The 16,578-nt window shown below is 42.0% G+C and carries 18 protein-coding genes and 2 other annotated features; of the genes, 5 read left to right on the top strand and 13 right to left on the bottom strand.

All coding sequences use genetic code 11. From position 1 onward, the window contains the following. Positions 1-122: 122 nt before the first annotated feature. From hisIE to hisL, 9 genes are all read right to left on the bottom strand, one after another. Positions 123-758 (bottom strand): bifunctional phosphoribosyl-AMP cyclohydrolase/phosphoribosyl-ATP diphosphatase HisIE, encoded by a 636-nt coding sequence (gene hisIE / locus Xentx_RS00580; protein WP_074018329.1) that lies wholly within the window; start codon positions 756-758, stop codon positions 123-125. Beyond that, entirely contained in the window at positions 752-1,528 is a 777-nt protein-coding gene (hisF, locus tag Xentx_RS00575; RefSeq protein WP_074018328.1) for an imidazole glycerol phosphate synthase subunit HisF, read from the bottom strand. The genes hisIE and hisF overlap by 7 nt, the downstream gene beginning before the upstream one ends. After that, positions 1,510-2,247, bottom strand: a complete 738-nt coding sequence (hisA, locus tag Xentx_RS00570) for a 1-(5-phosphoribosyl)-5-[(5-phosphoribosylamino)methylideneamino]imidazole-4-carboxamide isomerase (protein ID WP_074018327.1) — start codon at positions 2,245-2,247, stop codon at positions 1,510-1,512. Before hisA ends, hisF begins: the two co-directional genes overlap by 19 nt. A 4-nt stretch (positions 2,248-2,251) precedes the next feature. Continuing rightward, positions 2,252-2,842 (bottom strand): imidazole glycerol phosphate synthase subunit HisH, encoded by a 591-nt coding sequence (gene hisH, locus Xentx_RS00565; protein WP_074018326.1) that lies wholly within the window; start codon positions 2,840-2,842, stop codon positions 2,252-2,254. Positions 2,843-2,865: 23 nt separating this feature from the next. Further along, complete coding sequence (gene hisB / locus Xentx_RS00560; protein WP_074018325.1) at positions 2,866-3,948, bottom strand: bifunctional histidinol-phosphatase/imidazoleglycerol-phosphate dehydratase HisB; 1,083 nt, start codon at positions 3,946-3,948, stop codon at positions 2,866-2,868. Continuing rightward, complete coding sequence (hisC, locus tag Xentx_RS00555) at positions 3,945-5,057, bottom strand: histidinol-phosphate transaminase (protein ID WP_074018324.1); 1,113 nt, start codon at positions 5,055-5,057, stop codon at positions 3,945-3,947. The genes hisB and hisC overlap by 4 nt, the downstream gene beginning before the upstream one ends. A 27-nt stretch (positions 5,058-5,084) precedes the next feature. After that, complete coding sequence (gene hisD / locus Xentx_RS00550; protein ID WP_074018323.1) at positions 5,085-6,395, bottom strand: histidinol dehydrogenase; 1,311 nt, start codon at positions 6,393-6,395, stop codon at positions 5,085-5,087. A gap of 5 nt (positions 6,396-6,400) precedes the next feature. Further along, the gene (gene hisG / locus Xentx_RS00545; RefSeq protein WP_074018322.1) at positions 6,401-7,300 is read right to left on the bottom strand and encodes an ATP phosphoribosyltransferase; all 900 of its coding nucleotides are present in this window, start codon (positions 7,298-7,300) and stop codon (positions 6,401-6,403) included. Further along, positions 7,267-7,396, top strand: a sequence feature (His leader region). Its footprint overlaps the gene before it by 34 nt. Next, positions 7,357-7,480 (bottom strand) — a sequence feature (His leader region). Its footprint overlaps the feature before it by 40 nt. Then, complete coding sequence (gene hisL, locus Xentx_RS18675; RefSeq protein ID WP_113967449.1) at positions 7,456-7,503, bottom strand: his operon leader peptide; 48 nt, start codon at positions 7,501-7,503, stop codon at positions 7,456-7,458. It overlaps the preceding feature by 25 nt. A 332-nt stretch (positions 7,504-7,835) precedes the next feature. Between hisL and Xentx_RS00540 the strand changes: the two genes are divergently transcribed. Next, positions 7,836-8,675, top strand: a complete 840-nt coding sequence (locus Xentx_RS00540; protein WP_074018498.1) for an SDR family oxidoreductase — start codon at positions 7,836-7,838, stop codon at positions 8,673-8,675. A gap of 19 nt (positions 8,676-8,694) precedes the next feature. Here the strand turns inward: Xentx_RS00540 and Xentx_RS00535 are convergent, their stop codons facing one another. Beyond that, complete coding sequence (locus Xentx_RS00535) at positions 8,695-9,315, bottom strand: glutathione S-transferase family protein (RefSeq protein WP_074018321.1); 621 nt, start codon at positions 9,313-9,315, stop codon at positions 8,695-8,697. 155 nt (positions 9,316-9,470) lie between these two features. Here Xentx_RS00535 and Xentx_RS00530 point away from each other — a divergent pair, with 155 nt between their 5' ends. After that, positions 9,471-10,676 (top strand): serine hydrolase, encoded by a 1,206-nt coding sequence (locus Xentx_RS00530; protein ID WP_074018320.1) that lies wholly within the window; start codon positions 9,471-9,473, stop codon positions 10,674-10,676. Between the two features lie 91 nt (positions 10,677-10,767). Here Xentx_RS00530 and Xentx_RS00525 read toward each other — a convergent pair whose 3' ends face one another. The 3 genes from Xentx_RS00525 to Xentx_RS00515 all read right to left on the bottom strand — a co-directional run bounded on the left by Xentx_RS00525 (position 10,768) and on the right by Xentx_RS00515 (position 14,260). Further along, complete coding sequence (locus Xentx_RS00525; protein ID WP_074018319.1) at positions 10,768-12,075, bottom strand: HAAAP family serine/threonine permease; 1,308 nt, start codon at positions 12,073-12,075, stop codon at positions 10,768-10,770. A gap of 830 nt (positions 12,076-12,905) precedes the next feature. Further along, positions 12,906-13,514, bottom strand: a complete 609-nt coding sequence (ybjG, locus tag Xentx_RS00520; RefSeq protein WP_074018318.1) for an undecaprenyl-diphosphate phosphatase — start codon at positions 13,512-13,514, stop codon at positions 12,906-12,908. Positions 13,515-13,996: 482 nt separating this feature from the next. After that, positions 13,997-14,260, bottom strand: coding sequence for a GrxA family glutaredoxin (locus Xentx_RS00515; RefSeq protein ID WP_074018317.1), 264 nt, complete (start codon positions 14,258-14,260; stop codon positions 13,997-13,999). A 208-nt stretch (positions 14,261-14,468) separates the two neighbouring features. On the opposite strand from Xentx_RS00515, the gene Xentx_RS00510 reads away from it, so the two are divergent. The 3 genes from Xentx_RS00510 to rlmC all read left to right on the top strand — a co-directional run bounded on the left by Xentx_RS00510 (position 14,469) and on the right by rlmC (position 16,533). Further along, entirely contained in the window at positions 14,469-14,780 is a 312-nt protein-coding gene (locus Xentx_RS00510) for a YbjC family protein (RefSeq protein WP_074018316.1), read from the top strand. Positions 14,781-14,863: 83 nt separating this feature from the next. Beyond that, complete coding sequence (locus Xentx_RS00505; protein ID WP_074018315.1) at positions 14,864-15,373, top strand: type III secretion system chaperone family protein; 510 nt, start codon at positions 14,864-14,866, stop codon at positions 15,371-15,373. A gap of 26 nt (positions 15,374-15,399) precedes the next feature. Beyond that, the gene (gene rlmC / locus Xentx_RS00500; protein ID WP_074018314.1) at positions 15,400-16,533 is read left to right on the top strand and encodes a 23S rRNA (uracil(747)-C(5))-methyltransferase RlmC; all 1,134 of its coding nucleotides are present in this window, start codon (positions 15,400-15,402) and stop codon (positions 16,531-16,533) included. Positions 16,534-16,578 lie beyond the last annotated feature (45 nt).

The following is a 16,578-nucleotide window of genomic DNA, read 5'->3' as shown; positions in this document are numbered from 1 at the left end:
TGAATAGCCACATTATTGTTGTGACGTCCTATCCCCAGATATAAAAGGTTATCCAATAAAACAGTGAGAAGCCACTTCGTACATATAGCTTGGCGAAGTGGCCGTTATTCTTGTACCAAAAATTATTCCTTGGCTGAGTGCCGTTCCTGCAATCGACGAATGATATGGCTGAGATCGAGCTTTTGATCCTGGAGTAAAACCAGCAAATGATAGAGCAAATCTGCGGCTTCGTTAGTCAACTCTTCCCTATCATTTACTGTCGCTGCTAATGCGGTCTCGACGCCTTCTTCGCCCACTTTTTGGGCGATGCGTTTTGTTCCGCTGGCATATAAACGAGCCGTATAGGAACTGTCTGGAGAGGCATTTTTTCGGCTTGCCAACAATTGTTCCAATTCATAGAGAAAACCCCAGTCAGTTTGTGCAGGAGCAAAACAGCTTTCATTGCCTGTATGACAGGTGGGGCCAATAGGATCTACTAAGGCCAGCAGGGTGTCGTTGTCACAGTCGGGATAGATATCGACCAGATTCAGAAAGTGGCCAGAGCTTTCACCTTTTGTCCATAACCGCTGTTTAGTGCGGGAAAAAAAAGTTACTTTGCCTGAATTGAGCGTAACATTCAGTGCCTCCTGATTCATGTAACCCATCATTAACACGGTTCCTGAGGTGGCATGTTGGACGATGACGGGTATCAGATTATCTACTTTTTTCCAATCCAGTTTCTCAATTTCTTGGGTTGTTAATTGTCGTGCTGTCAACATGTTCTAACCTCGATACCCTGTGTAGCAAGATATTGTTTAAGTTCACTGATGTTAATGATCTGCTTGTGAAAAACTGAGGCTGCCAAAGCACCATCAACCTTTGCCAATTGAAAAGCATCGAGGAAATGTTCCAGTGCTCCAGCTCCTCCAGACGCAATTAATGGTACAGAACAGACATCACGCACTAATTTCAGTTGGGTAAGATCATAACCATTACGGACACCATCCTGGTTCATCATATTCAGGACGATTTCACCCGCACCGCGTAGTTGGACTTCTTTGATCCAATCCAATGTTTGCCAGCGTGTTGCGGTTGTGCGTTTTTCATCCCCTGTAAATTGGTAAACTTGATAACTGTTAGTATTCTCATCAAACCATGTATCAATACCCACGACGACACATTGCACCCCGTAGCGATCAGCCAGACGGTTAATTAAACTTGGATCAGTCAAAGCTGGGGAATTGATGGAAATTTTATCTGCACCGAATGCTAAAATTTGTCCCGCTTCTTCGACGGTTTTAATACCACCGGCTACGCAGAAAGGGATGTCGATAACTTCAGCGACTTTTGCCACCCAGCTTTTATCTACCATACGACCATCGGAGGAAGCGGTAATATCGTAAAAGACTAACTCGTCAGCCCCCTCCTGAGCATAACGCTGTGCGAGAGGAACAATATCACCAATAATTTCATGGTTACGGAATTGTACGCCTTTGACGACTTGTCCATCACGGACATCCAGGCATGGAATTATGCGTTTTGCCAACATTGGATAGCCTCCGTCAGAGTAAATTTTCCTTCCAGTAATGCGCGTCCAACAATGACACCTGCCACACCAGAAGCAGGCAGGGGAGAGATATCGGTGAGGCTACCAATGCCACCAGAAGCTTGAAATTGGATTTGCGGATATTGCTGGCTGATTTCCTGATAGAGCACAATATTAGAGCCGCTTAATGTGCCATCACGGGAAATATCGGTACATAAAACATGTTTTAGCCCAACAGGGAGATACTGTTCAATAATATACTCAAGGGTAGTGTTGCTGTTTTCTTGCCAACCACTAATAGCGACTTGTTTTATCCCATCTGCATTGATGCGGATGTCCAGTGCCAGCACAATTGCCTCTGCACCATAGTTTTGCAACCATTGTTTGACTAATTCAGGCTGTGTAATTGCAGTGGAACCAATGACAACTCGGCTTGCACCTGCTTCAAGCAAGGTTTTTATATCTGCCTCTGAACGAATTCCGCCACCAACTTGAACGGGCACAGTAACACCTGCCAGTAACTCTTTTAAGAGTACAATTTGGCGTTTGGCAGGATCTTTTGCACCAGTCAGATCCACTAAATGCAGTAACTTAGCGCCTTCCTGTTCATATTGCTGTAAGTGAGAGAGTGGAGAGTTGCCATAATCCCGACGTTGGTCATAATTTCCCTGATGCAAACGCACCACATTGCCATCGATTAAATCTAATGCAGGTATAATCATGTGATTACATCTCCAAAAAGTTTTTTAGTAGCTGTGCGCCTGCTGTTCCTGAACGTTCAGGATGGAATTGCACTCCAAAGAAATTGTCTTTTGCAATGGCGCTACTAAATGTATAACCATATTCAGTTTGGGCAATCGTATATTCACCGACAGGCAGGGCATAACTGTGAACAAAATAGAAACGGGAGTTATCTGCAATATGGCGAAACAGTGGATTATCTGTCTGCGTTTGCACTTGATTCCAGCCCATATGTGGCAATGGCAAATCTGCGGTCATCATTTTTTTGACAGGCGCGTCAATGAGCTGCAATAGAGGAATGTTATCTCCTTCCTCACTGATACGAGCTAGCAATTGCATGCCGAGACAGATACCTAATACGGGTTGGGTAAGAGAATTAATCAAGGGAATTAATTGTCGTTGTTCAAGTTGTTTCATCGCGGCAGTCGCCGTACCCACTCCCGGTAGAAATAGTTTATCGGCTGCTTGAACAATATCCGCGTCTAAACTCACAGTTGGCTCATAACCTAAGCGACGGATGGCATAGGCAACAGAAGCGAGGTTAGCACAGCCTGTATCTAGAATAACAACGTTCATCATGGCCTCCTTTATCGCCTCTCCTATAAAACACCTTTGGAACTCGGCAAAGTATCGCCTTCTACGCGAATAGCTTGGCGCAAAGTTCGGCCAAAGACTTTAAACAGGCTTTCTGCCCGATGGTGATCGTTCTTGCCTTTGGTTTTTAGGTGCAAGGTACATCCCATGGTGTAAGAGAGGGAACGGAAAAAATGTTCGATCATTTCTGTACTCAAATCTCCAACCCGCTGGTGTTTAAATTCAGCTTTATATTCAAGATGTGGGCGACCGGAAATATCCAGAGCACAGCGAGCAAGGCATTCATCCATTGGCAGCATAAAGCCAAATCTGGCAATACCGCGTTTATCACCCAATGCCTGCTTTAAAGCTTCTCCCAGTGCGAGGCCGGTATCTTCAACCGTATGATGATCGTCAATATAGAGATCACCCTTGACCTGGATATTCATGCGGAAGCCACCGTGAGTTGCGATCTGATCCAGCATATGGTCGAAAAAACCGACGCCTGTATTAATGTGACTTTCTCCTTCACGATCCAACCAAATTTCAATGTCGATAGCGGTCTCTTTGGTTTTTCGTTCGACATGGGCATGGCGATCTTTATGGGGCAATTCTTTGCCGATCAATTGTTCACAAATGACTGACCATCCCAGTGATGCGGGCTGGTAGCGAATGCCCTTGATACCCATGTTTTGGGCTAATTGCAGATCGGTTTCCCGATCACCGATGACATAACTGTTGTCAGTATCGATAATATTGTCTGCCAAATATTTTTGTACCAACCCAAGTTTGGGTTTACGGCAGTGACAATTATCTTCTGGTTTGTGTGGGCAAATGAGCACTTCTTCAAAATGAATACCTTGTGAGGTGAAAATTTGCATCATCAAGGCATGGGGTGGTTCAAAATCTGCTTGCGGAAAACTGACCGTACCTAATCCGTCCTGATTTGTGATCATAACTAACTTATAATCGGCTTTTTGCAGGGCGAGTAAGGCGGGGATCACATCGGCTTCAAAAGCCAATTTATCAAGGCGATCAACTTGATAATCACAGGGTGGCTCGGTGATCAATGTTCCATCGCGGTCAATAAAAAGCATTTTTTGGCTCATGGATTTTCAGTTTCCTTGATTTGTTTAGATTGGTTGGAAAGCGTACTAATAGCACGAACTAACTGCTCACATTCATTCCGGTTGCCGATGGTAATGCGCAGGCAATTCGCTAATCCTGGTTGTTTACGCTGGTCACGTAGGATGATCCCTTGTTCCCATAGCGTTTTGAATACAAGTTCTGCATTAGTAAATTTCACCAAAATATAATTGGTTTCGCTTGGAAACACGTTTTCAACCAACACCAAGTTACTGAGAGCTTGCTGGAGATAAGCCCGATTGTTGGTGATCTCTGCCACACGATTTCTCATTGTTGCAATGCCTGCTTCGGTTAATGCTTGTGCAGCGATATCAGCAACAGGCGTCGCCAGTGGATAAGGGGCAATCACTTTTAGCATCAGTGCGATGATATCGGCAGAGGCCAGCGTAAATCCACAACGTAATCCAGCCAAAGCAAAAGCTTTCGAGAGGGTTCGCAAAATAACTAAGTGAGGATAGTCTTGTAGCCAACGGGTAGTAGTATGGATGCGTTGTGGGCAAAATTCGATGTAGGCCTCGTCAATAGCAACGATGGCACGGTTACGGGCTAATTCAAGGATCTGGCGTAATATCTCAGGATCAATCAGGTTGCCTGTTGGATTGTTGGGACTACAGATATAGATCAGCTTGACGCGATCCAGATTATTTTTGATAGCGGCAATATCAGGTTGCCAGTCGGTGCTGGCAGGGATTTTTTTCTGCTCTACACCGAAGGTTTCGGCACTAACGCTGTACATGCCATAGGTTGGTGGGCAAAACAGTACAGCATCGCGCCCTGGCTCGCAAAAAACTCGGATTAGCAGTTCGATAGATTCATCGGCTCCACGGCTGACAAGAACTTGCTCCGATTGCAGGCCAGAATAATTGGCATAACGTTGAATGACTGTTGTTGGTTGGCATTCAGGATAGCGGTTGAGCGTTTGTTCAGTGAGTTGGAAATTGGGTGCGATAGGATATTCATTCGCATTTAACCAAATATCACCACGACCACCCAGACGACGGGCGGACATATAAGGGACTAATTTGCGAACGTTTTCTCTTGCCAATGAATTGATATCAAAAACCGTACTCATGATTGTTCCTTAATTTTTTTATGGTTATCAGTCTGCGTTATTCAAGGCTGCCATACGTAACGTAACAGCATTTTTGTGCGCAATAAGTTGTTCTGCCTGTGCCAGTGTTTCGATAGTGGGAGCAAGTTTTTGTAATCCTTGTGGAGTGAGCCGCTGGACGGTCATTCTTTTCAGGAAATCAGCCAGACCGAGGCTGGAATAGGTTGAAGTATAGCCGTAAGTAGGCAGAACGTGATTGGTACCGGAAGCGTAATCTCCGGCGGATTCAGGTGACCAGTCACCGAGAAAAATAGAACCGGCATTAGTAATCTGCTCAAGTAATTGCTCTGGCTGACGAGTTTGAATGATCAAGTGTTCTGGACCATATTGGTTGCTGATTGTCACGCACTGGTCGAGATTTTTAGCAATGATTATCCGGCTGGCTTGCAAAGCCTGGATTGCGATCTGCTGACGTGGCAAGGCCATAAGTTGGGTTTCAATTTCATGGATAACCTTTTTAGCTAAATTTTCATCGGGGGTTAGCAGTATCACTTGGGAATCAGGGCCGTGTTCTGCTTGTGAAAGCAGGTCTGCTGCCGTAAATACAGGATTGGCTCCGCTGTCAGCAATAACCAGTACTTCGGATGGACCTGCGGGCATGTCGATCGCAGTACCGTCAATCTGTTGGCTGACCTGACGTTTGGCTTCTGTTACCCACGCATTTCCTGGACCAAAAATTTTGTCTACTTTGGAAACGGATTCTGTTCCGAATGCCATTGCAGCAATCGCCTGAGCACCACCGATTTGAAATATTTCGCTTATCCCACATAGTTGCGCAGCATAGAGTATTTCATCGGCAATAGGGGGAGGGGAACAGAGGATAACTTTACGGCAACCTGCAATGTTAGCAGGTGTACCTAACATCAATACCGTTGAGGGCAGGGGAGCAGAGCCGCCGGGAATATAGAGTCCAACAGAATCTATTGGGCGTGTAACTTGTTGGCAGCGAACTCCTGGTAGTGTTTCGATGTCAACTGCTGCTGGTTTTTGTGCCTCATGGAATTGACGGATATTGTTCATAGCCTGTTGCATAGCTTGCTTGATTTTTGGGGTCAGGCGAGTGGCCGCTGCATTCACTTCATTGGCAGAAATCTGGATGGTTTCAACAGTTGTTTTGTCGAAGCGTTGGCAGAACTCTTGTAATGCCTGGTCGCCCCGTGTTTTTACTGTTGCCAGAATCTGTTTCACTGTGCCGGCAACATCGTCGGATGCGGCAATAGCCGGACGGGTCAGCAATATTTTTTGTTGTTCTGGCGTACATGATTGCCAGCGAATGATGGTTTTAAAATTAGTGTTCATCCGGGTTACTCCATCATTTTTTCAATTGGCAGAACCAAAATAGAACTGGCACCTAATGCCTTAAGTTTCTCCATTGTTTCCCAGAAAAGGGTTTCACTACTGACCATATGCATGGCTACACGATTTTGTGCTCCTGCCAATGGCAAGATAGTGGGGCGTTCTGCGCCTGGCAGCAGAGATATAATCTCTTCCAATTTGTCGCTAGGAGCATGCAGCATGATGTATTTGGATTCTCGTGCTTGAATGACGCCTTGGATGCGGAGCATCAATTTGTCAATAAGCTGCTGTTTGGCTTCTGGCATTTCTCCATCACGCTGGATCAAACAGGCTTTTGAGCGATAAATAACTTCTACTTCCCGCAAGCCATTGGCTTCCAACGTGGCACCGGTGGAAACTAAATCACAGATAGCGTCTGCAAGCCCTGCACGGGGGGCAACTTCGACTGAACCATTGAGAAGACAAGGTTTGAAGAGAATGCCTTTTTGGTCTAAATAACGTTTCAATAAGTGTGGGTAAGAGGTTGCGATACGGGCATCTTGCAAGCATTGCACACCGGTATAATCGCAATCAAAAGGCGTTGCCAGGGAAAGCCGACAATAGCCAAAATCGAGGCGGCGCAATGTCAGATAGCGAGGATCTTCTCCTTGTGCTTGGCGAGTCAGTAGTTCTTCTTCAAGTACGTTTTCCCCAATAATGCCTAGATCGACAACCCCATCCATCACTAGGCCCGGAATATCATCATCGCGGACACGCAGAATGTCGATAGGCATGTTTTCAGCGAATGCGATCAGGCGCTGTTGCTGTAAGTTAATTTTGATGCCGCAACTCGTCAGCAAAGTTCTGGAGTCATCACTCAAACGGCCTGATTTTTGAATGGCGATACGTAATCGTGTTTTATCTAGCATGTTATGTTTTGTCCTATCTCAAGATTTAGTCAGTAATTAATTCGCAGAAATCAGACATAAAAAAACCCTCGGAAGATCTTCCGAGGGTTTTTTTATCGTATTCATTCCACCGGAAGACGGGTTAAATGTCTTCCAGCACACAGCAGCCTGAAAGACTAGTCAGGATGATGGTGGTGGTGATGGTTAAATTGAATACGGTTCATATATATGGGTTCTCTATTTTTTCTACAAAGTAGTTTTTTATATAAAGTTTTCTACAAAAAACTTTATATAAGAAACGCGCTGTACTAAATAAATAATGGTTGTACGTGACGATATGTTTATGATTAAGGGTTGGTTGCTTGTTGTTTAACCTATACGATCTTGTGTATGAAAAGCAAACTTTTTTTTAAAGAAGATGTTTGTTTTGTATTAACATGTTGTTTTCAATATTAAATGTGTTTAGTTGCTATTAGACAAATAGGTGAGTAATGTTAGCTGTGGTCACATAATGGCCTAAAAATCATCAAAATAGTATCGCTTTTGGGAGGATATGGTGAGAAAAGTTTCCATTATTGGATTAGGCTGGTTAGGAATGCCATTGGCACAAGCATTACAAAGCGAGGGAATGCAGGTAGTTGGTAGTAAAACAACACCAGATGGTGTTGACGCGGTTTGTATGTGTGGGGTGGATTGTTACCAGCTAAACTTGGAGCCTCAGATTGTTTGCGATGCGGATGATCTTGATAAACTGATGTCTGTTAATGTGCTGGTTTTAACACTGCCTGTTGGTGGTGTTACTGGTGGTGGGAAGGGATATGTAAAAGCAGTACAACTGGTTGTTGATACTGCACTTTCGTATTCGGTGCCACGGATTATTTTTACCAGTTCTACTTCAGTTTATGGTTCATCTACTGGTTATCTCAATGAAGATAACCCCGTGTGCCCCGAAACTGAATCAGCTAAGGCACTGGTTGAATTGGAAAACTGGCTACATCAATTGCCCAATACGTCGGTTGATATCTTACGTCTGGCTGGCTTGGTAGGCAGTGGACGCCATGCAGGACGTTTTCTCGCTGGAAAGAAGGCACTCAGCGGAGGAGAAAGTGCGGTCAATTTGGTACATCAAGATGATGCCATTTCTGCTATTAAGCTTCTTATTCAACAACCAGAAGGTGGGCATCTTTTTAATTTGTGCGCGCCGATCCACCCGAAAAGAGCAGAGTTTTATCAGTCAGCCAGTCGCCAGCTCTATCTGACGCCGCCGGAATTTTTACAGTCAGAAAGTGCAGAAATCGGAAGTAAGGTAGAGAAAATCGTTGATGGTAGCCGCATCTGTCGGGAACTAGGGTTTGAGTATCAGTTCCCAGATCCCGGCAGAATGCCAATGAGTTAATAAAATATCAAGTAAAACCTCAGCTTATTTCTATCATAACAATCTTTCTGAAAGCAGGTCTTTCGATCAGCAATTGATACCAGCGCTCTAAGTTTGGTAGGGATGGGCGCTCTATTTCTACGTTTAACCATAAGTAAGCCAGCGGAGCTAGAGCAATATCAGCCATACCAAATTTATCACCGGAAAGGTATTGCTGATTACTTAGAGTGTCATCGATAATTCTCAGCCATTTTTCAATTTCTGCTAACAATTGGCCGATAATTTTAGGGTCACGTTGATCTGCTGGTGTTCTGACAAAGTTGATCATAAATTGTTTAATCGGAGGGAAGAAGTTGCAACCAACCCAATCCATCCATTTTTCAACACTGGCTCTTTCTTGAAGATCGGCTGGGTAAAGACTGTCTTTGCCATATTTTGCAGCAATGTAACGAACAATTGCATTGGATTCCCATAAGATAAAATCGTCTTCTTGCAAACAAGGAATAACTGCATTGGGGTTCATACGCAGGTATTCAGGATCGTTGAGTTTGCCAAATTTACCACCAACATCAATTTGCTGATATGGCACATTCAGTTCTTCCAGACACCAAAGCACTTTTTTCACGTTTGATGAATTTTTACGGCCCCAAATTGTCAACATCATTTTCTCCTTAATGTCAGTCTATTTTTAACGATTGATAATATGGCAATAAAACGAGTTGAATGACAGAAAAATCTTTACGTTATTGGGTTGGAGTCTTCTCTTATAACATCCTATATTAATAGAGTTTTAGCAGAGAAAAAGGGCGAGCAATAATGAAAAAAAGACAGCAGATACCGATAATTAAATCTTTTACCTTTGGCCTAAGTGTTTTTTGGTTGGCGAGTATCAATGTATATGCAATAGAACAACCCGCCGCACCTGAAATTGATGCAAAAGCCTATGTATTAATGGATTATGTCAGTGGAAAAATTCTGGCTTCAAATAACGCGGATGAGCGGTTAGATCCTGCCAGCTTGACGAAGATAATGACCAGCTATGTCGTAGGGCAAGCGATCAAGTCAGGGAAAATTTCTACAGAAGATATGGTAACTGTTGGCAAAGATGCCTGGGCTACTGGGAATCCAATACTTAAGGGCTCATCGCTGATGTTTTTGAAGCCTGGTGACAGGGTTAAAGTGATTGATCTGAACCGCGGTGTTGTTATCCAATCCGGTAATGATGCCAGTATTGCACTTGCCGATTATGTCGCAGGCAGTCAGGACGCTTTCGTTGATTTGATGAATAAGTACTCAGAAACACTAAAATTGACGAATACTCATTTCAAAACAGTACATGGTTTGGATGCAGCAGAGCAGTATAGTACTGCCCATGATATGGCGCTTTTGAGTCAGGCCATGATCCGTGATGTGCCGGAAGAATACGCCCTGAATAAAGAAAAAGAATTCACTTTTAACAATATCCGCCAGCCTAATCGTAATCGCCTGTTGTGGAATAAAAACATGAATGTGGATGGTATCAAAACCGGACATACCAGTGGTGCAGGCTATAATCTTGTTGCATCGGCAACTGAAGGGCCAATGCGTCTGATTTCAGTGGTATTGGGTGCCCCTAGTGATCGCGTACGTTTTTCTGACAGTGAAAAACTTTTGTCATGGGGATTTCGTTTTTATGAATCGGCGACTCTGTTGAAGGCCAGTGATACTTTAGTGACAGAGAAAGTATGGTATGGGACTCGTTCAGAAGTCGCATTGGGAGTGGAAAAAGATGCTTCCGTGATAGTTCCTCGTGGACAAGGAGGTCATTTGAAAGCAAGTTTTACCCTGAATAATACCTCGCTTGAGGCGCCACTAGCTCAGAACCAAGTGGTGGGTACAGTGAACTTTCTGCTAAACGATAAAGTCATTGACCAGCGCACACTGGTTGTTAAAGAAGCAGTGGAAGAAAGCGGTTTCTTTGGACGTATATGGGATTTCGTTGTAAAAACGGTTAGTGGCTGGTTTAACTCGATCTTCGGTTAATATATAGCGGTTAACATCTAAATGAAAAAATGCCAGTCGATTTTTTGATAACTGGCATTTTTTAGATGCTACTGTCGAAAGAAGCTTTTGATTACATAACTGAGTAAATTGCCGCTGAAATAGCAATTGAGCCGGTGACAATGACAAAAATATTGCTTGGCTTACCTGCATATTTGCGCATAGCTGGAACTTTTTTGATTGCGTACATTGGCATGATAAACAGGATCATCGCAATAATTGGTCCACCCAGTGATTCAATGATGTTCAGGATGCTTGGGTTAAGTGTAGCGACGATCCAAGCACTGACCAGCATAAAGAGACTAGTGATACGATTCAGCGTCTTGTGCTGAATCGTCTTGCCACTCGTGTTCATCATTGCTTTGTTCACAATGCCGTTAAAGCCTTCACGGGCACCCAGATAGTGGCCGAGGAAAGACTTGGTAATGGCAATAAAAGCGATACATGGAGCAATATATTCAATAGTTGGTACACGGAAGTGGTTAGCCAGATAGGACAGAATAGTGATGTTCTGTGCTTTTGCTTCTGCCAGGTTTTCCGGTGATAAGCTCAGTACGCAACTGAAAACAAAGAACATGACTGTCAGCACCATCATGATATGGGCATAGGCCAAAATGCGTGAACATTTTTTCTCTGCATGCTCACCATATTCTTCACGTTTCGCAACTGCGAATGCTGAGATGATTGGGGAATGGTTAAAAGAGAAAACCATAACAGGGATTGCCAGCCACAAGGTAAATAGCAAGCCGTTATTGCTTGTGACAGACATGGCACTGTCCTGTGACAGGCTATCGAAAATGGTAGTGTTCCAGTGAGGAATTAAGTACAAGGCCAACAGCATCAAAACGGTGACGAATGGGAATACTAATACACTCATAGCTTTAACGATGGCTTTCTCACCAAAACGGATAATGCTCATTACACCAAGAAGCAATACCAGTGCTAGCAATGCACGTGGCGGGGCATCAATCTGTAGCTGATGCACAAGAAAGCTCTCTACCGTATTGGTCAGTGCAACACTGTACACGAGCAGAATAGGATAAATAGCAAAAAAATAGAGAACGGTGATCAGAAAACCAGCCACTTTACCAAAATGTTCTTCTACCACGCCGGTGATATCATCACCACTGCTTTTGCCAGATAAAACAAAACGGCACATTCCACGATGCGCAAAAAATGTCATGGGAAGAGCAAGAATTGCCATAATAATGAGTGGAATTAAACCACCAATACCTGCATTGATGGGAAGAAACAAAACTCCGGCACCAATCGCTGTGCCATATAATCCCAGCATCCATACTGTGTCTGATTTACGCCAGGTAGTGTGATTGCTTGTGCTGGAAGCAGAGGATGCTATCGAACCTGCTTGAGATGTGTCCATAAGTATCTCCGAAATAACGCGGTAAAGTAAAATTTAAAAACTACTAAACCCGCACATTAATTAAATGCGCGAGTTGGATTTTATATGAATAATAAGTTGTCAGATATTGTGTTGGTGTTTATCTAAACGTTTTTATTACTACATCCAAAAAACTTAACCCCAGACTTTTGGTAGGGGAAATATAATTATTTTCAGTGAAATGTACCGTGATCACTCTCGCAATTGCAAGATTTATATAGAGAAGGAAGATTGTTAAAAATATTTGTCTAAATGTTGACTAAATATTAAATAAAATAAAATGCAAATTTTATTAAAGAATGTATCATTATTTTTATTTTAAACTCCAATATCTATCTGGATTATTGCTTAATTATATTTACATATTAATGATACTTTCTTGCTTGGTGTTTGAATAACCTGAAATTGAATTATAAGTGCCAATATTTTTATCTTTATATATCTTTATTTGTGATATTTTTTTATTAACACTATGATAAATAATGGAATTTTTAATTTGTTGCATATAGTGTTCAGTCTTTGACTGAAAATGTGTTTAGTATTGATCACTCTTTAATAAGAGCTTTAAGGATGATCAATTGTTGTGTATGAAATTTGTTCTTTAATCCTGTGTTTATGAAGTAATGGTAATCATTTTGTAGTTATATGTTGTTAAATATAACGAAGGATTTTGTTCTGATATTTAAAGCTACTATGAAGAATAGAATAAATGCTAAAAAATTTCCTGAACAAAATAATGCCATGATTTTTTTATGGTTATCAGTTACACCAGCCATATGGATATATATGGCTGGTGCATATATTAGACTTGATTAATTCTTTACCCACCCTTTTTTGATAAAAAATGCGCAGAAGAATTGGTAGAGTCGGGTCAATTTGTTTTGTAAATATTCTCCGTACTGGTTCCAAAATATTTGGGAAAAAGCACATCCCAACAGGCTTACTAAAAATGCTCCAACCATATCGATTGGCCAGTGAACGCCCACATAGACACGAGACCAGGCAATAGCACAGGCGATAGCTATCAGACATAAACCTGACCAAATGCGATGCCAAAATATAAATGCCAGAGCGAAAGTAAAGACTGCTGTGCCGTGGTTACTAGGAAAAGATTCTGTAGGAGCATGGTAGAGAAAATTATAGCCAAAACCTTCAACAAATGGTCGGGCATGTGGAACAATCACCCCGATGATATAAGAAGTTGCCATACCAAAGGCAAAAGCAATGCAAGATTTACTGACAACGGTGCGTTGAGATGTAATGGCTCTTTCTTGTCCCCAAAGCCAGCAAATGGCTAATGTAATGGGATAAATAAGTACGCAATATTTCGCTATAAAGATGGCAAGCGAGATCATTGCTGGCGGTGAACCAGGGGTTGCATTGATGAAAGTAAACAGATTGTGGTTAAGTTGTTCTAGCAAAGTGAGCCTCACAAGCGAGATATTTACGTAGACAGGGTGATTTTATTTTATCAACTTGTTGTTAACAATTTTTATTTTACATAAAAAACGGATTACATTGATTCATAATTTTATTTAATGCTCGTTGATGTTGCATGTGTAAATAATATAGGGATCATAATAGTAATGGAAGATAATCACTATCTTGCAAGTCATTCGTGACTAATAAAAAACCCGATAGTCTTTAACCAAAGTGGATGATGACTATCGGGCTCCTCAATATGGGGACATCAAAGAAAAGCAGTGGCAATAATTAAGACTGCATTATGATGTGAAAGTTCTCGTCCTTGAGAAAAAATCGCAAAATTTTTTTCAAGAAGGTGAAATTTTTTCGAAGGCTAATATGGTTAAGGCGCCCGCTATCCAGCAGGGGAATGGTTTCTGCCTGGATAGCGGTTTTTTTTGACGACTGATTTTATAACTAATTATTTTATTGGGTTCGATTATTTGTACAGTTTCAGATTTTCTTTAGAGTAAGCTTCAAAATCTGTACAGCCACCGATATGTTTCTCGTCAATGAAGATCTGGGGAACAGTCTCAACAGGTTTACCCACCGTTTTTGATAAGTCGTTTTTGGTGATGTTTTCAGCCCATATATCGACATAGCGATAATCAAAATCGTCGCGCTCGTTTTTAAGTTTCTCAGCGAGTTCTTTGGCACGAACGCAGTAAGGACAACCAGGGCGGCCAAAAATGACAGTGTACATACAAACTCCTTAGTGGTAATGATCATGAACTTCATAGAATGTCATCTGGAGTTACTATGCCTGTAAGTATTAATAAAAAAAAGCGGGAATTACCTTTTGTTGTAATCAGTCCAATCAATAATCGGGATTCAGGTATGATAGACTTACCCAGTAACAGAAATCTATTGAATAACAGAAAGTCTATTTTTAGGCCGAAACAGATTAAAGAATGAAAAAGAACCCACTAAAAGAGATGCGCTCATTGGCTGACATGCCTAACTTAGTCATTTTATTAGAAGTATTGGGTGTGGGGATGTTGGTTCTGGCTTACTTATCAATAACTGATAGTATAATTCTTTCACCTTTATTAATGACGACAGAAGCACACATTGCTATGATTTTATTGGGTATCGGCTGTTTGATACCAGCGGCTATCCATATTATCTGGCGTGCAGTCTATAATCTTTCCTTTTTGGGAATTGATCATAAGAAAGCGGATAAAAACCATCAGATTGTCACTGATGATGAAAAAAACAAATAGTTTAATTATTGTACATGCGGCTACTTGCTGGGGAGTTCCCTTAGGTAGCATGTGTAACTTCTCGGTCATATGAGGTTAATTCGATGGATTCTATGGTTATTCCCGATTTGTCAATTTTGCGCACGTGGCTTGAACAGCTCAAAATTTCTTATTTTGAGAATGATTCGGGCTCAGTCTTGCATTTGCCTCATATGCAGAATATCGATGGTTTGTTTGATGCCAAGATCGATCTGTTGGGTGATGTAGTATTGTTTTCTGCTTTGGCCGAAGTCAGGCCAACTGCGATAATTCCATTGGTTGCTAATTTGAGCCAGATTAATGCTTGTTCTCTTACTGTGAAGGCATTTATTGATGTTCAGGATGAAAGCTTACCTAAGTTGATTGTTTGTCAGGCTTTCCCTATTGCTGCCGGAATGACTTTCAAACAATTCTCCAATTTTATGCAGCAAGGTGAAGAACAAATTGCGAATGTGATTTTTGAAATTCACAGCAATAGTCTTCTCTATGTCAATAATGATATAGAAAGTGAGATGGAAGTTGAAGATGAAGAATCCTTAACTTCAACGAAAACATCAACATTTACTTTGCATTAATATTTTTTTGATACGGTTTTTTTACGATGCAATGTGCGCAGTATACCGCGGGGCATTGTCACTCCTGCCAGTGGCTCGATAAGTCCTATTCACAGCAATTATTTGATAAACAAAAACATTTAAAGCAACTTTTACAGGAAGGATCAGTAGTACATTGGTTGTCGCCAGTAACTAGCAAAACAAGTGAGTTCCGTAATAAAGCCAAGATGGTAGTAAGCGGCAGTGTTGAGCGTCCATTGCTTGGTATGTTGCATCGTGATGGCAGAACGGTGGATCTTTGTGACTGTCAGCTGTATCCAAAATACTTTCAGATGGTATTTGCAGTCATAAAAACATTTATTGGCAGAGCTGGCTTGGTTCCGTACAACGTTGAACGTAGGAAAGGGGAATTAAAATATATTCTTCTGACGGAAAGTCGCGCTAATGGTGAAATAATGCTGCGTTTTGTTTTGCGTTCGGAAACAAAGCTGGCTCAATTAGAGCGGGCTTTGCCTTGGCTGAAGGAACAATTGCCACAAGCAACAGTGATTTCCGCTAATATTCAGCCAACCCATATGGCGATCCTGGAAGGTGAGAAGGAAATCATTTTTACCGAACGTAAGATGTTGCAGGAAACTTTTAACGGCATTCCGCTGTACATCCGCCCGCGTAGTTTTTTCCAGACAAATCCAGATATTGCCTCAGAGTTGTATGCAACAGCGGGGCGTTGGGTTAGGGAATTGAACATCAGCAATATGTGGGATCTGTTTTGCGGTGCTGGCGGTTTCGGTTTGCATTGTGCAAATAAAGAGACCCGACTGACGGGAATTGAGATCAGTGCTGAAGCGATTAGTTGTGCTAAAAGTTCTGCCAAAATTCTGGGTCTGGAGCAGGTGGATTTTCAGGCACTGGATTCCACTCATTTTGCTCTTGATAAATCACAACTACCTGAGTTAGTGCTGGTAAACCCTCCTCGGAGAGGAATTGGTAAAGAGCTATGTGAATACCTTAGTCGGATGGCACCTAAATATGTGCTTTATTCGAGCTGTAATGCTCAGACGATGGCAAAAGATATCACTATGCTTAAACAATATCGAATAGAAAAAGTGCAATTATTCGATATGTTTCCTCATACCGAACATTATGAAACATTGGTACTGCTAGTTCTTAATGTAAACTAATAACTTTATATCTTGGTTATTCCGTGATAACGATGAGTTATCACG

The sequence above is a fragment of the Xenorhabdus thuongxuanensis genome (assembly GCF_001908095.1).
Lineage (GTDB): Bacteria > Pseudomonadota > Gammaproteobacteria > Enterobacterales > Enterobacteriaceae > Xenorhabdus > Xenorhabdus thuongxuanensis.
Note: the sequence above shows the minus strand (reverse complement) of the source record. Positions and strands in the feature narration are given on the sequence as shown.

Bases quoted from the DNA above. Each gene is read 5' to 3' on its own strand.
- hisB (WP_074018325.1), bottom strand. From the start codon at position 3,948: ATGAGCCAAAAAATGCTTTTTATTGACCGCGATGGAACATTGATCACC.
- hisIE (WP_074018329.1), bottom strand. From the start codon at position 758: ATGTTGACAGCACGACAATTAACAACCCAAGAAATTGAGAAACTGGAT.
- rlmC (WP_074018314.1), top strand. From the start codon at position 15,400: ATGCAATGTGCGCAGTATACCGCGGGGCATTGTCACTCCTGCCAGTGG.
- Xentx_RS00510 (WP_074018316.1), top strand. From the start codon at position 14,469: ATGAAAAAGAACCCACTAAAAGAGATGCGCTCATTGGCTGACATGCCT.
- hisF (WP_074018328.1), bottom strand. From the start codon at position 1,528: ATGTTGGCAAAACGCATAATTCCATGCCTGGATGTCCGTGATGGACAA.
- hisC (WP_074018324.1), bottom strand. From the start codon at position 5,057: ATGAGTACGGTTTTTGATATCAATTCATTGGCAAGAGAAAACGTTCGC.
- hisH (WP_074018326.1), bottom strand. From the start codon at position 2,842: ATGAACGTTGTTATTCTAGATACAGGCTGTGCTAACCTCGCTTCTGTT.
- Xentx_RS00515 (WP_074018317.1), bottom strand. From the start codon at position 14,260: ATGTACACTGTCATTTTTGGCCGCCCTGGTTGTCCTTACTGCGTTCGT.
- hisD (WP_074018323.1), bottom strand. From the start codon at position 6,395: ATGAACACTAATTTTAAAACCATCATTCGCTGGCAATCATGTACGCCA.
- Xentx_RS00505 (WP_074018315.1), top strand. From the start codon at position 14,864: ATGGATTCTATGGTTATTCCCGATTTGTCAATTTTGCGCACGTGGCTT.
- hisA (WP_074018327.1), bottom strand. From the start codon at position 2,247: ATGATTATACCTGCATTAGATTTAATCGATGGCAATGTGGTGCGTTTG.
- Xentx_RS00530 (WP_074018320.1), top strand. From the start codon at position 9,471: ATGAAAAAAAGACAGCAGATACCGATAATTAAATCTTTTACCTTTGGC.
- hisG (WP_074018322.1), bottom strand. From the start codon at position 7,300: ATGCTAGATAAAACACGATTACGTATCGCCATTCAAAAATCAGGCCGT.
- Xentx_RS00525 (WP_074018319.1), bottom strand. From the start codon at position 12,075: ATGGACACATCTCAAGCAGGTTCGATAGCATCCTCTGCTTCCAGCACA.
- Xentx_RS00535 (WP_074018321.1), bottom strand. From the start codon at position 9,315: ATGTTGACAATTTGGGGCCGTAAAAATTCATCAAACGTGAAAAAAGTG.